13 protein-coding genes and 1 pseudogene are annotated in these 14,644 nt (G+C 39.9%); 7 read left to right on the plus strand and 7 right to left on the minus strand.

The genetic code is table 11. The annotated features are described in order from the left end of the window. Positions 1 to 240 precede the first annotated feature (240 nt). Together ylqF and IQ264_RS17580 are read right to left on the minus strand one after the other, a co-directional pair. A complete protein-coding gene (ylqF, locus tag IQ264_RS17575; protein WP_193982096.1) occupies positions 241 to 1,104 on the minus strand; it encodes a ribosome biogenesis GTPase YlqF in 864 nt (287 codons plus the stop codon). A gap of 175 nt (positions 1,105 to 1,279) precedes the next feature. After that, entirely contained in the window at positions 1,280 to 1,687 is a 408-nt protein-coding gene (locus IQ264_RS17580; protein ID WP_193982097.1) for a universal stress protein, read from the minus strand. 114 nt (positions 1,688 to 1,801) lie between these two features. On the opposite strand from IQ264_RS17580, the gene IQ264_RS17585 reads away from it, so the two are divergent. Beyond that, positions 1,802 to 2,998: a phosphoglycerate kinase gene (locus tag IQ264_RS17585; RefSeq protein ID WP_193982098.1), complete on the plus strand. Its 1,197-nt coding sequence runs from the start codon at positions 1,802 to 1,804 to the stop codon at positions 2,996 to 2,998. Positions 2,999 to 3,128: 130 nt separating this feature from the next. Here IQ264_RS17585 and IQ264_RS17590 read toward each other — a convergent pair whose 3' ends face one another. From IQ264_RS17590 to IQ264_RS17600, 3 genes are all read right to left on the minus strand, one after another. After that, positions 3,129 to 3,641, minus strand: coding sequence for a DUF1269 domain-containing protein (locus tag IQ264_RS17590; RefSeq protein ID WP_193982099.1), 513 nt, complete (start codon positions 3,639 to 3,641; stop codon positions 3,129 to 3,131). A gap of 138 nt (positions 3,642 to 3,779) precedes the next feature. Then, a complete protein-coding gene (locus IQ264_RS17595) occupies positions 3,780 to 4,217 on the minus strand; it encodes a hypothetical protein (RefSeq protein WP_193982100.1) in 438 nt (145 codons plus the stop codon). A 243-nt stretch (positions 4,218 to 4,460) separates the two neighbouring features. Then, on the minus strand, positions 4,461 to 6,683 hold the full coding sequence (locus tag IQ264_RS17600; RefSeq protein ID WP_193982101.1) for a serine/threonine-protein kinase: 2,223 nt from the start codon (positions 6,681 to 6,683) through the stop codon (positions 4,461 to 4,463). A gap of 378 nt (positions 6,684 to 7,061) precedes the next feature. On the opposite strand from IQ264_RS17600, the gene IQ264_RS33460 reads away from it, so the two are divergent. The 4 genes from IQ264_RS33460 to IQ264_RS17615 all read left to right on the plus strand — a co-directional run bounded on the left by IQ264_RS33460 (position 7,062) and on the right by IQ264_RS17615 (position 10,053). Next, a complete protein-coding gene (locus tag IQ264_RS33460; RefSeq protein WP_265583064.1) occupies positions 7,062 to 7,196 on the plus strand; it encodes a hypothetical protein in 135 nt (44 codons plus the stop codon). A gap of 33 nt (positions 7,197 to 7,229) precedes the next feature. Beyond that, positions 7,230 to 7,811 carry a thioredoxin family protein gene (locus IQ264_RS17605; protein ID WP_193982102.1) on the plus strand — a complete coding sequence of 194 codons (582 nt, stop codon included), beginning with the start codon at positions 7,230 to 7,232 and terminating at the stop codon, positions 7,809 to 7,811. A 203-nt stretch (positions 7,812 to 8,014) separates the two neighbouring features. Beyond that, positions 8,015 to 8,851, plus strand: a complete 837-nt coding sequence (locus IQ264_RS17610; protein WP_193982103.1) for an SH3 domain-containing protein — start codon at positions 8,015 to 8,017, stop codon at positions 8,849 to 8,851. Between the two features lie 104 nt (positions 8,852 to 8,955). Beyond that, positions 8,956 to 10,053 (plus strand): serine/threonine-protein kinase, encoded by a 1,098-nt coding sequence (locus IQ264_RS17615; protein WP_193982104.1) that lies wholly within the window; start codon positions 8,956 to 8,958, stop codon positions 10,051 to 10,053. Between the two features lie 20 nt (positions 10,054 to 10,073). On the opposite strand, the gene IQ264_RS17620 is transcribed toward IQ264_RS17615, so the two are convergent. Then, entirely contained in the window at positions 10,074 to 10,325 is a 252-nt protein-coding gene (locus tag IQ264_RS17620) for a hypothetical protein (RefSeq protein ID WP_193982105.1), read from the minus strand. Between the two features lie 1,051 nt (positions 10,326 to 11,376). Here IQ264_RS17620 and IQ264_RS33695 point away from each other — a divergent pair. Next, positions 11,377 to 12,036 (plus strand): annotated as a pseudogene (locus IQ264_RS33695) (adenylate/guanylate cyclase domain-containing protein); the annotation flags it as partial. A gap of 117 nt (positions 12,037 to 12,153) precedes the next feature. Here IQ264_RS33695 and IQ264_RS17630 read toward each other — a convergent pair. Further along, a complete protein-coding gene (locus IQ264_RS17630) occupies positions 12,154 to 12,324 on the minus strand; it encodes a hypothetical protein (RefSeq protein WP_193982107.1) in 171 nt (56 codons plus the stop codon). A 297-nt stretch (positions 12,325 to 12,621) separates the two neighbouring features. Here IQ264_RS17630 and IQ264_RS17635 point away from each other — a divergent pair, with 297 nt between their 5' ends. Then, on the plus strand, positions 12,622 to 14,451 hold the full coding sequence (locus IQ264_RS17635; RefSeq protein ID WP_193982108.1) for an aspartate kinase: 1,830 nt from the start codon (positions 12,622 to 12,624) through the stop codon (positions 14,449 to 14,451). Positions 14,452 to 14,644 lie beyond the last annotated feature (193 nt).

Genomic DNA, 14,644 nt, shown 5'->3' on the forward strand with positions numbered 1-14,644 from the left:
GGGAAGTGGTACAAAGTAAACTAACTTTACAGATGAAATGTCAAGAACTTGGAAAGATTTACCAGTATTTTTGCTTAAAAACTATCTTAGCAAGAGCGATCGCAAATCTTAATATACTACTTGTCCTCCAATTCCTGCTAATTTCATTAAACTACGTCTATTAATTTGAGGGTAATATTCATGGGTTTTCATTAGGTTTATACCCTCTTAATTAACCTGATTGTGAAAGTACAAACTTATTTAAATCGGGGGTAATTCCAAAGGAATCGCACCCATTAAACCTTTGCGAAAATCATTCAAAAGTTGCCGTGCTGTTCGTTCTACATCCCCTTGATTACGTTCTTTTGCTAAATTTACTAAGTAATCTTCACCTGTACATTCTTTAGCATCTAAACCGTAACGAGATTGCAAAGGAGAACCCGGTAAAAAATTCCCGGCAACATCTCCTAAATAATTCAACAACTCGACTAATTCAGCGGCAACTCTTTGATTATCATAAGATGCCTCCCCAATATCTTCACAAATCGCTAATTTAATTGCTGCTTCCTGATCGTTTAACTTACCTGGAATTACTCCAGGTGCATCTAATAATTCAATTTCGTTAGAAATTCTTACCCAACGTAACTGTTTAGTTACTCCCGGACGACGGGCACTTTCTACTACTCTTTTATTCAACAACCGATTGATTAAAGCGGATTTTCCTACATTAGGGAAACCAATGACTACGGCGCGAACTGGACGGGGAAGCATTCCGCGATCGCGCCTCCTCCGATTCATCTCCACCCCCGCTGCTTGCGCCGCTTCTGTCACAGCTTGTATCCCCTTACCATGTTGAGCATCAGTAAAATAAGGAGTTTCCCCCTGCGACTCAAACCAACTTTCCCAAAGTTGGCGCACTTGAGAAGGAATCATATCCATTCGATTGAGTACCAACACCCTCGCCTTACTTCCCACCCATTGCGGAACTTGCGGGTGTTGAGTTGCCAAAGGAATTCGCGCATCCCGAACTTCCAGCACCACATCCACCAGCTTTAGCTGTTCTTTGAGTGCCTTTTCTGCCTTGGCAATATGTCCGGGATACCATTGAATTGCAGGGGTAGTCATTGGGAATTGGGGATTAGGGACTGGGTACTGGAGATTGGGGACTGGGGATTAGAGACTGGGGATTGGGGACAAGGGGACAAAGGCGTTCATTAACGCAACAATCTTTTCCTTAACTCAAAACTTTCTTCCGAGTCCCTAGTCCCTAGTCCCCAGTCCCTAGTCCCCAATCCCCAATTTAAGGAACAATCAAAACAGGACAGGGAGAAAGGTTAATTACGCGATTAGTGACGCTCTCAGCGCTTCCCTCTTCCGTTAATCCTAGCCCTCGGCTGCCCATAACGATCAAATCTGCGTCAATTTCGTCAGCTACATCGCAGATCATAAAAGCTGCTTTGCCTTCACGTTCCATGACATCAGCAGGAATTCCTTGATCGGTAAACAGAGTTTGAGCAGTTTTCAATAATTTTGCCACCGCTTCGGGTGAAGCCATCGCATCTGAATTAGCTGACTCTCCCTCAGATGGTTCTACTACGGATAGCAAAACGAGACGACTACCGTACTTTTGCACGATATTCACAACTAAATCAGCCGCTTCGCGGGCTTCTCGACTTTGATCCACTGGGAATAAAACTGTCTTAAACATTTAACGTACCTCGCGATCCCTCACTCCGGTAAAATGTGGACTGCGTAGACAAAACGGACGACCAAATGATTGGCACGCTGATTTCGTAAAAAAAGCATTTAGGAGGTTATTTCGGTGTCCAAGAAAACTGTAGCAGATCTCACGTCCTCAGATTTATCTGGTAAAAGAGTCCTGGTAAGGGCTGATTTCAACGTTCCTGTAGATGATGCAGGTAACATCACCGATGACACCCGCATCCGGGCTGCTTTACCAACTATTAAGTATTTGACAGATAATGGAGCCAAGGTCATCCTGTCCAGTCACTTTGGCCGTCCGAAAGGAGTAGATGAAAAAGCTCGTCTGACTCCCGTTGCCAAACGTTTGTCAGAATTGTTGGGACAAACAGTGGAAAAGCCTAGTGATTGCATTGGTGAAGAGGTTGCATCTGCTGTTGCGGCGCTGCAAAATGGTCAAGTTTTGTTGCTAGAAAATGTCCGCTTCCACAAGGAAGAGGAAAAGAACGATCCCGAATTTGCCAAGCAGCTGGCTGCTAATGCAGATTTATATGTTAACGATGCTTTTGGTACTGCCCACCGCGCCCATGCTTCTACTGAGGGTGTTACCAAATATCTGAGTCCTTCAGTTGCAGGATTTTTGATTCAAAAGGAATTGGAGTATCTGCAAAATGCGATCGAAAATCCTCAGCGTCCTTTAGCAGCAATTATCGGTGGTTCTAAAGTTTCTAGCAAAATTGGCGTAATTGAAACCTTGCTGGAAAAATGCGACAAGCTGTTTATCGGCGGGGGCATGATTTTCACTTTCTACAAAGCTCGCGGTTTAAACGTGGGTAAGTCTTTAGTGGAAGAAGATAAGCTAGAATTAGCGAAATCTTTGGAAGCTAAAGCTAAAGAAAAGGGCGTAGAATTACTGTTACCAACTGATGTGGTAGTTGCTGACAAATTCGATAAAGATGCTGATTCTCAAACTGTTAGCATTGAAAACATTCCTGATGGTTGGATGGGTTTGGATATTGGCCCGGAATCTGTGAAAATGTTCCAAGAAGCCCTTGCAGATTGCAAGACTGTGATTTGGAATGGTCCAATGGGTGTGTTTGAGTTTGATAAGTTCGCTGTGGGTACGGAAGCGATCGCTCATACTCTAGCAAACAAGAAAGATGCTGTTACCATTATCGGTGGTGGTGACTCCGTAGCTGCTGTAGAAAAAGTTGGTGTAGCAGATCAAATGAGTCACATTTCCACTGGTGGTGGCGCTAGTTTGGAATTGTTAGAAGGTAAGGAACTTCCCGGAATTGTGGCTTTAGATGAAGCTTAATAAATTATTGCTCAAGCTTCTCTAAAAATCATTTCAAAAAAAGTAAGGGGATGGTGTACCATCCCTTACTTTTTTTGAGTCAATAAACTTAATTTGAAAAATTGAGACTTCTAGTTGCTGACAGATTTAACTATGCAGTTGGCTCTGAACTATGTTCTGCCCCAAAATCTTCACGCAATTTAGCTTCTTGTTCATGTGTCAGGTTGGATTGAATCAGTTCGCCTTTTTCTTCATCTGAAAAAGCTGCTTCCACCTTGTCTAGCGTCACTTTACCTGTCAGTAAAAACAGAGCAGATGTTCCTTCGGTAACTTTGCTTTGAACTTCTTTAATAAAGTCATCATTGATGCCATAGTCAGTAAAATGACCTGAAAGTGCTCCGGCGGCTGCCCCTACTGCCAAGCCTAAAAATGGGATGAAAAAGATTAAACCAAACAACATACCCCAGAATGCACCACCCAACAAACCTGCGCTTACGGTATCCATTGCTTGATAGGTTTTAGGGCGTTTGCGTCCTGTAGGCCAATAAACGATCGCAGCATCTAATACTTCAATTAACTGCTCCTTTTGTAGGTCTTGCAGTTTTTTCAAAGCATTATCTGCACCATCTGCGGTCTTAAATTTCCAAACAGTTAGTGTTGCCATGATTTTTCTTTTACCTCTAATTGATGTTTCAAATTAACATGGTAAATTGGACAGTTTATGCCTAAATTAAGGTCTTTTCAATTTCAAACCTTAATTTAATTTATCAATGATTGCCACTAATATCAAATGGTTCATGTATTAGAAGACATAAATTGCACCGGAGGGTCTGATATTAATTGCGCCATCACCAGGGGTAACTCCACCAACTTGAGTAACCTGAATGTTTACGGTATTGCCTTCAGTGGTTGTTTTGTACTTCAAACTTGCGCTACCTTCAGCCGGATACACAAAAACATTGATCGGTGTTGAATCAAAAATAAATGTGTTTTTGTTCTGGGGAGCAAGTTCGACTCTTGTACCACCTGAAATTCCTGCAAACAAAGGAATGGAGGTACTATTGACTACAGTCATTTTTATTGGTTGAGCGGGATTAATTTTGCCTACGTTTCCCACTGGAACACTTTGAGCCAGGATTGCAGAATGAGGTTTAGGTGTAGCACTAATAATTGTTACAGGTAATATTCCGGTACTCAAAGCAGCAATGCCAATCAAAACTGACATAGAACGAAAACGCATAAGTACTCCTAGTTGTTGTTGTTTTTATTTGAAAGAATTACCGACAATGATTGGCTGGGGTATTATGAAGCATATTGACATTTTTAAGCGGAACGATCGCTTAAAAATGTCAATATGCTAGGATGTTTCACCTGAATATTGGTTATATTTCTTCTTCCGCGTATTATACGTTAATAGTTGAGTTATTCACAAGTCTTTTCTGATAAAACTGGTATTTAGCTGGATTTCAGTAGTTATCAACACCTAAAGATTTCCTTGCTGATTAGTTGCAGGTGTTTCGCTAGGAAGCGATGGAGTAGTTTCTGTTGGTGTTGGTTCTGCTGTTGGTGTATTTGTAGGTTCTGTTGCTGGTGTTGGTTCTGCTGTTGGTGTGGATTCTGTTGTTGGTTTTTCTGTTGGTGTAGGAGTAGAAGTTGGTGTAGAAATTGGTGTTGCTTCGGGTGATGGTGCAGGAGTTTCCGCAGTTAAAGTAATTTGATAATCAACAGGTTTTGCTGCTTGAGAAACTACAACAAATTCATAAAAACCACCTTGGGAAAGTGTACCTGACCAAGTGCGTTTGCTAGTATCTTCTAATAATGCTGGTCGATCGCTAGTTGGCGGATAAACTGAAAATAAAACTTTGCTATCTGCTTGCAGTTTTACATTCATAATTTGTCCAGCAGCAAGTCCAGCGATGTAAGCTTTCCCTTCTCCAGGTTTGAGTGTACCACTAACGCGATCGCCTATCTCTCCTTCCGGAAATACAATTCTCTGCAAAGCTTTACCATCTTTAATCGCGTTTACTTTATCAAAAGCTATTCCTTGCCAAATTTGCCCAATGGGTTTATCAATAAAATTCTTCCCTTGTTGTTCAGGAAATTTGGAGAAAAATTCGCCATCTACAATGTCATAAAGGGCGCGACTACTCAGGTTTTTATTATTTACTTCTGCTTTCCATTGCAAGCGATCGTTTACCGTGTAACTTCCCAAACGCCGCCGAGATTCGCCACCCAAAAATATTAGTTTATCCAACCATTCCGAAGCAATTTTATCCCACTGCGTCCTTAATTGTTCGTCTTTTGGTTCATCACTTAAAACTTTTCCTCTAAGACTGGGGTTTCTTTGCCAAAATGTCTCATTTACTAAATTTAAAAAGAAATTGTAATCAATACCTAAAGCCTGACGGCGATCGCGTAACCCATTTTTTCTCGCTTGTTCTTGTGGGGAAAGTTTCGAGTCCGGCGGTTGAGGTGCTGTTGTTTGCGTTGGTTGTTCTACTGGTGGACGAGGTGGTTTTCTAGTTTGCTTAAATAAGTTACTATTACTAATTGCTAAACCAATGCCTGTGGCGATCGCAATCACTAAACCACTAGCCAAAATTTTACCAAACCCACCTCTGGAACTGCTACTAGTTTGATTCCTACTAGGAGGCTGAGTTGTTGCTGCTTTAGTTGCTGCTGGAGAAACTGCTATTGTACCTTGAATTGTCGCAGAATTTGGTGTTTGGGTAACAGGAACAGAAGTGTTTATATTACCTCCCAAAATTTGCGAAACTTCACGGGCGGTTTGATAGCGATCGCCCGGTCGATAAGCTAACATTTTATCTAAAGTCATACCAAAACTGGGACTAAGATTTACTTCTTGTCGCCAGTTCCAAGTCATAGTATGCGGATCGATTAATTGTTGTGGTTCTTTACCAGTTAATAACACTAAAACAGTTGCCGCCAAAGCATATAAATCACTGTGCGGATAAACTACTCCAACCTGCATTTGTTCATGTGGTGCATAACCAATTTTCCCTAATCGAGTAGCATAAGAAGGCGCAGCATTTGGCGCAGCTTGAGTAAACTGAGATTCAGCATTTGCCGCTACTTCTTTCACCCCACCAAAATCAATTAATACGGGCAAATTATCAGAATTTCTGAAAATGATATTATCAGGAGAAATATCGCGGTGAATTACTCCCAAACCGTGAATATATTCCAAAACTGGCAAAAGTTGCAACATTATTTGCTTAACTTCTGCTTCAGTAAATTTTTGTCCTTGGCGTTTCCGCGCATCTAATAAAGCGCGATAAGTTTGCCCTTCAATATAATCTTGAACTAAAAATAAATGTCCTTCATCTTGAATTTTTGCCCGAAATAATTCCCGAAACTTGGGAATTTGAGAATGTTGTAATTTGTAGAGAATGCCTGCTTCTCGTTCAAATAATTCTACAGCCTTTTGTAATGCGTAAGTACCCTGAACTTGGGGGGCGAACTCTTTCAAAACACAGGGTTCATTGAAGCGGTTAGAGTCTTCCGCCAAATAACTCCGCCCAAACCCACCTTGTCCCAGTTGGCGGATGATCCGATAGCGATCGCCCAGCAACAACCCTGGATAAACACCTTTAGCAACAGGTTGATCCAGTTTCTCCCCACACTGTTGACAATACAGATTAGTATTAGTGTTTTCGTGTCCCTTAGAGCAATAAATCGGCATCATACCTAACTTTCAAGTTGGGTGGTTAGATTTTAACTTATCTCATCCAGATTAACTCAGTTAAGCAACAGTGTAATTATTCAATGTTGCAGTTCTTTAGCTGGTAATGTGAAACTTAATTGCGTTACCGTTTTTACTGGATTATACGGATAATCCTATTTCTTTTCATTTACCTACCTTAAGATAGGTTGATAAATCGGTTGCGATCGCTATTTTTTAACTAAATCAACTCACGCTAAGTTCTCACATTGTTAGTAACTCAGCAGTGGGTATAAAACTTTTGACACTGATTTAGGTTGGCAACTAACTTCTGCCTTAAAAATTAATAACAAACGACAAATTATTGGCAGCGGTTATCTCAATGGTCAACAGCGCAACTTTTTGCTAACACCTACTCCTAAATCTGTTCCCGAACCTATTTCTACTTTTAGCTTATTAAGTTTTGCCGCTTTTGGCATTAGTTGGCAGATGAAACGTCAACGTAACAAGAAAAAATCAGACGATCTGATATCTTAATAATAAACATTTTTACTAAAGGCAACAGTCATTATGGCATTGACACCTTCAACTATGTTGGCATTGGATACCAAAGCACCTGATTTTCTACTACAAGATGTAGTATCTAATGAAAAATTTTCCCTTGCTAAATTTGCTGACAAAAAAGCATTATTAGTAATGTTTATTTGTCGCCATTGTCCCTTCGTCAAACATATTAAAGATGAATTAGCACAATTAGGCAAAGATTACACAAATCAGAATTTGGGAATAGTTGCTATCAGTGCTAATGATGCCAATAATTACCCTGATGATGCACCGGAAAAACTTAAAGAAATGGCTTTAGAACTTGGGCTTACCTTTCCTTTATGTTATGATGAAACCCAGGAAGTTGCTAAAGCATACACTGCCGCTTGTACGCCTGACTTTTTCCTCTTCGATCGTAATAGGCAATTAGTTTATCGCGGTCAATTGGATGATAGTCGTCCTAGCAACGGTATTCCTGTGACAGGTAAAGATTTACGCGCCGCTGTGGATGCAGTATTAAATAATCAACCTGTGAGTCAAGAGCAAAAACCCAGTGTTGGTTGTAATATTAAGTGGAAAGCTGGTAACGCGCCAAGTTACTACAACTAATGATTAGGTTCCCAACTTAATTTATGTAAAATCCATGTTTTAGGGCGCATCAGACACTACAATTTTAGGTTTGTAGAGACGTATACAACGTCTCTACATTTTAAGGTTTTGACGCACCCTACTAAATTAACCCTTTTAAACTTAAAATAGTATCAGTCAGGGCTGCTACTGTTCCCAAATGATTTACTTGTAGAGGAATAGGTATGAGATTTCCACACATTTTGATGTTTATTATGATAGTCCTTGGCGCGATCGCAGGTTCTACTTTAGCAACTATCACCTATTTAAATGGTAGACAATCTGCCTTAAATGCTCAAATTGTCTCCCCACAATCATGGGAAAATAACTCCTTTTCTAAAGATTTAAACTTGCAAAAAATAGCCAACTATCAGCACAATAAAACTACATTAGCATCAAATAATCCTCTATCTAGCAAAATAGATTTTACTCAATTTCGGCAATCTTTTTTAAGTGCAGTAAAGCGCCGTGATGAAACATTTATTCGCGCCCTGGTAACTTCACAAACTCAATCAAATTTTGGAAAATCTTTAACTTTAGAAAACGCTAATATAGAAGATAAAAACTCTCCCTTTTGGCAACAAATTGAAAAAGCTGTTAGTACAGGTTGTACATTAGAAGTTACTACCAGAGTAACTAAGCAAGAAACCGAAAATGAAATTTGGGTTTGTCCCAAAACTTTCGGTAAATCAATTTATGACTCTGACTGGCAAAATCAAGTAGCAATTATTTCCGATAAAGTTAACATTCGTGCTGAAGCTAAAACTAATTCACCCATAATTGGATTACTTTCTAAAGAATTAGTCCAATTTGATTCAGAAACTTACCAGAACTTATCAGAAGCAGAACGAGAATTAGTTAACCAATTTGATGGATGGACTCCAGTGATTCTAAAAAATGGTAAAAAAGGTTGGGTACAAAATCAGTTTGTTTATTATCAAAACAGAGATTATCGTATTAGTTTTGCTCGGTTTAATGGACAATGGGGATTACGTTATTTATTAGCAGGAAATCCTAATTAAATCAGAAAAACATGAAAATTATTAGTTTCAATAAAACAGTTATTGCTACTGGTAGCCTGGATAAGTTAATATTACCGTTATAGCCAATTAATTGGTAAAATATTATGAGTTACTGCCTCAATCCTAATTGCCCAAATCCGCAAAATCCTGGAACTACAAACTTTTGTGTTACCTGTGGCGCAAAACTCTTGCTAAGAGAACGTTATCGGGCAATAAAACCTATTGGTCAAGGAGGTTTTGGCAGAACCTTTTTAGCAATAGATGAAGATAAACCATCTAAACCTCGTTGCGTAATTAAACAATTTTTTCCTTTAGCCCAAGGTACAAATAACGCCCAAAAAGCAGCAGAATTATTTAATCAAGAAGCAGTACAATTAGATGAATTAGGTAAACATCCGCAAATTCCAGAATTACTAGCATACTTTACTCAAGATAACCGTCAATATTTAATTCAACAATTCATTGATGGGCAAACTTTATCCCAAGAATTAGCTCAGAAAGGTGCTTTTAACGAAACTCAAACTCGTCAATTGTTAAATGATTTATTACCTATCTTGCAATTTGTTCATAGTCGCCAAGTAATTCACCGTGATATTAAGCCAGACAATATTATTAAAAGAACTAGCGACAACAAGTTATTTTTAGTAGATTTTGGTGCTGCTAAAACTACTGCTGGTACTGCTTTACAACAAACCGGAACTAGTATTGGTAGCCCCGAATATGTGGCACCAGAACAGTCTCGTGGTAAAGCAGTTTTTTCTAGTGATATTTATAGTTTAGGCGTGACTTGCATTCATTTGTTAACCAAAATGTCACCTTTTGACTTATATAATTTGGAAGAAGATGCTTGGATTTGGCAACAATTTTTACAACATCCAGTGAGCAATGCACTCTCTAATATTTTAGATAAAATGCTAGAAAATGCTATCAATAAACGTTATCAATCAGCCGCTGAAGTTCTCAAAGATTTAAACTCGCCAACTTCAGTAACACCCAGTCAACCTCCGGTAAAAACTCCTCCACCTACACCTTCTGCCAACGCAACAAATAAAGCTGTCAAAAGCCAAGTCGATCGAGAATTGGAAGAACTGCGATCGCAATTTTTAGGAACAGGAACATCAAAAAGTCAGATTGATATTGAATTAGATGAAGTCAAGTCTCAGTTTGATCCTAAAGCACCCAAAAATAAATCTAATTCTTAATGGATTAATTAGGATTAAATCTATCTTAAATTTGTGATTTTGACCGGAGTAATTGCTGAGGAATTAGTCAAAATATCAAAATGAGGTGTTTGATTAAAATTAGAAAGGTTAGCCGAGTTATCTAACGCCATTTTACGAGCTTTTTCTTTAATTGTTTTCAGTACTAATCTAATCACCCAAGAAGACATTTGAGGATTTTTATCCATTTCTGTAATCAAAGCTTCTATATCGTTGACTACACCCGCCATTGGTAAATTGATATCTGTTTGCATTTGTAATTATTCTCTTTATTGCTCGTCTTTAATTTTAAAATAGAAGATTTCGTTGGCTTTTTTTTGGTATCATGTGTCACTCTTTAATGTGACTGAAGAGTAAGTTTGCCTGATTCTTTGTATAGTTTCCACAAATAGCGACAATTGTAGCACTGTATAGAAAGAGTAATGGCTTCTTGCTGACTTGGGCGATCGCACCTCGAAGTAGACAATTTGCCAATTGTCACATTGCTGAAAAATCCAGCCAGATATTTGCCTTTATGTTGAAACCTAGACGGTGAACTCTTTTTCTACCTGTTCCCTGTTCCCTGCTACCTCAACCCATAGCCTATGATGGTCTTAAATTTAGCTTCAACTTGGGTTTAGCATGAGAATGTGGCAATTATTAAATCCAAATCAATTGGTTTCTCTAATCCAAAATCTGCTGGGACACCAAGCACAGACTCAGGTAGAAGCAGCTGATTACCAAAGATGGCAACGAGAGTTTCTCCGCAAGCGGTTGCTGTTAAATTTACAGATTGCTTTAATCGGACTGCTGACTTTTATCGCCTTAGAAATCAGAAATTTTTTCTTCAATCCTGAAATTTTCCAATTTTTAGTCCTGGCAACTTATATCACTGAGGAATTAAGCTTATTAACTTGTTTACTCTTACTAAAAACTAAATTCGGTCGGCGTTATCCTAGCCTAATCTTTCTCGCTTTTGCTTGGTCTGTTACCTTAATTCCACCAATAATAAAAACAGTTTTTGCAAGTAAAATCGAAGCCGATATTTTAGGATGGCCATTAGCTTTTTTTGGCATGGCCACCTTAATTCCTGTGTGTTGGTACTTACACTTAATAACACAGTTGGGAGTTTTTAGTTACTATATTGGCATTCAGTTTTTATTAGGTAAAACTGCTACAATGCCTGCTCCTTGGATGACACCATCCTTATTAGCTTTGTATTTGTTTTGGATTTGCTTTGTTTGCGATTTGTCAGTTTATTTATACGAACGTTTGCAGCGTTCCGAGTTTAGATCGCGTTGGCAAATGGAAGTAGCTTATCAACAATTAGCAATTGAACAGGAACAATCGGAACGTTTATTACTAAATATTTTACCCCAGTCGATCGCATACCGTCTGAAACAATCTAGTGGAACTTTAGCCGAACATTTTAGTGAAGCTTCCGTTTTATTTGCTGATATTGTCGGTTTTACTGAGTTATCAACAAGAATTCCCCCAACAGAAATGGTGGAATTACTCAATCAAATTTTCTCACTGTTTGACCAATTAGCCGAAAAACATGATTTAGAAAAAATCAAAACTATTGGTGATGCTTACATGGTAGTCTCTGGTTTACCAATGCCTCGGCAAGATCATGCACTTGCGATCGCAGATATGGCTTTAGATATGCAGCAAGAATTAGCCAAATTTAATACAGAAAATAATCAAAATTTTCAAATTAGAATTGGCATTAATACTGGCCCAGTAGTTGCCGGAGTAATTGGTTTGAAAAAATTCATTTATGATTTGTGGGGAGATACAGTAAACATTGCCAGTCGCATGGAATCTCACGGCATACCAGGCAGCATCCAAGTTACCAGTGAAACTTACGAATTACTCAAGAATCATTACATTTTTTCCGAACGGGGAATTATCCATGTCAAAGGTAGAGGAGATATGAAAACTTACTTACTAACAGGCAAAATTTCCGAAACAGCTATTTTGTAGAATTAATTTAGTCACTATCAAATAACAAACTGAAATCTGACAACAAGAAATACCAAATGAGTTGATTTTCTGAGTTTTTGCTCAGGAAAATCGGAAATTTTAGAGACCGATCGCTCCTCATTCCAGCCAAATGAAGCAACTTTTCGGAAGTGCGATATCGCTAGGCGACGCTATCGCGATCGCATTTTCCAAACTCACGGCATTTCTATCATTAAATATTCCAATGCTACCAAATGCAGCGCCGAAGCCGATCGAGTTGTACAGGAATTTTTGGAAACATTGAGTCAAGCAAAAGATTAAAACGGCATTGTCTCAATAAACTAAAACTACTTCCATTTAGTAAATAGATTATTTGACCGATAAATTTATTAGATAACCTAAATAACTAACTAATTTGCTACTTACGCTACATAACGCCCAGACTGTATATAGTAATTAAAGGTGTGTAAACTTTAACTCAAACTCCTACCAAATTCTGATAAATTCAAAAAGTTCATTAAATAATGTAACGCCTCTAAAAATCCCTTACAGCATAGCAGCTTCAACGGGTCAAAATTAACAAGAGGCTCAAGGGGAAAATCGGTCATGGCTCTAATTGTTCAGAAGTACGGCGGCACCTCAGTTGGCTCAGTAGAACGCATCAAAGCAGTAGCCCAACGAGTTATAGATACATCTAAAGCTGGTAATTCGGTGGTGGTAGTAGTTTCAGCAATGGGAAAAACCACCGATGGTTTAGTTAAGCTAGCTAATGAAATTTCCACTAACCCTAGTCGTCGGGAAATGGATATGCTCCTTTCTACTGGCGAGCAAGTCTCCATTGCCCTACTCAGTATGGCATTGCAGGAGATGGGACAATCAGCAATCTCGCTCACAGGTGCCCAAGTAGGAATAGTCACTGAAGCACATCATACCCGTGCCAGAATTTTGCGGATTGAAACCGAAAGACTTTCGCGGCATTTAGAAGAAGGTAAAGTAGTAGTAGTGGCTGGATTCCAAGGCATTACCAGTGTGGCAGAATTGGAAATTACCACCTTGGGACGTGGAGGATCGGATACTTCTGCCGTTGCCTTAGCAGCAGCTTTGCGGGCTGACTTTTGCGAGATTTACACAGATGTTCCCGGCATTTTGACAGCAGATCCCCGCTTAGTACCCGATGCACAGCTAATGACAGAAATTACCTCTGATGAGATGTTGGAGTTAGCTAGCTTGGGCGCAAAAGTTTTGCATCCCCGTGCGGTAGAAATTGCTCGGAATTATGGCGTACCTTTAATAGTGCGATCGAGTTGGACAGATGAGCCAGGTACAAAGGTAGTTTCTCCAGCATACCAAGCCCGCTCTTTAGAAGGTTTGGAACTGGTAAAAGCTGTCGATGCAGTAGAGTTTGACACCGATCAAGCAAAAGTCGGGTTGTTGCGCGTACCCGATCGTCCAGGGGTAGCAGCACGGTTGTTTGGCGAAATAGCCCACCAAGATTTAGATGTTGACTTAATTATTCAATCGATTCACGAAGGTAATAGCAACGATATTGCTTTCACCGTCAGCAAGAATGTGGTGAAAAAAGCTGAAGCAGTAGCAGCTGCGATCGCGCCTGTCTTACGCTCTCATCCTAGCCCTGCCCCAGATGAAGCAGAAGTCATGGTAGACGATCAAATCGCCAAAGTCAGTATAGCTGGTGCAGGCATGATCGGAAGACCTGGAATTGCAGCCGAAATGTTCGCCACCTTAGCAGAAGCAGAAATCAACATTCTGATGATTTCTACATCAGAGGTGAAAGTGAGTTGTGTAGTCGAAGCGGGACAATGCGATCGGGCAATCTCTGCTCTCTGCAAAACCTTTGATGTAAACACTTCTCCAGCATGGATCAATAGAAAAGTAGTCACACAAGAGAATACCATCGAACACCCGTTACCACCAGTGCGAGGAGTTGCTTTAGATCTTAACCAAGCCCGCATTGCTATTCGACACATTCCCGATCGTCCAGGCATGGCAGCACGCCTATTTAAGCAACTCGCCAGCAAAAACATCAGTGTGGATATGATTATCCAATCCCAACGCTGTCGAATTATAGACGGACTTCCCCGCCGAGATATTGCCTTCACCGTTGCCCAAGGTGATGCCGAAACTGCCAAAGCTACTTTACAAGAAGTAGTGACAGAATGGGGCTGCGGGGAGATTGTGGTGGATTATGCGATCGCCAAAGTCAGCGCCGTAGGTACAGGTATGGAAGGACAGCCCGGAGTCGCCGCCCAAATGTTTGAAGCCTTAGCCAAAAACCAAATCAACATCCAAATGATTGCCACCTCAGAAATTAAACTCAGTTGCGTAGTTGCCCAAGACCAAGGAGCGATCGCTTTACAGACAATTCATAATGCTTTTGGCCTAGCAGGTAATCAAAAAATTCAGGTTCCAGCTTAATGCCTTAGCAAAATGGGGGGTAGACTTTACCCCGAAACCCTTGTCAATTAAAGCTTCAGAACTTTTCCAAAATTTTTTTTGCCGAAAAGCTTGACAAAGCGTATTAGGGTTGATAGATTAGTAAAGCGGTCGAGAGGAAGCCGAGCGAAAGTGAAGCACTCAAGACGCGCCCGAACCTAGAAAAAAGTATAGT

The organism is [Phormidium] sp. LEGE 05292 (assembly GCF_015207735.1).
Taxonomy (GTDB): Bacteria; Cyanobacteriota; Cyanobacteriia; order Cyanobacteriales; family Aerosakkonemataceae; genus Floridanema.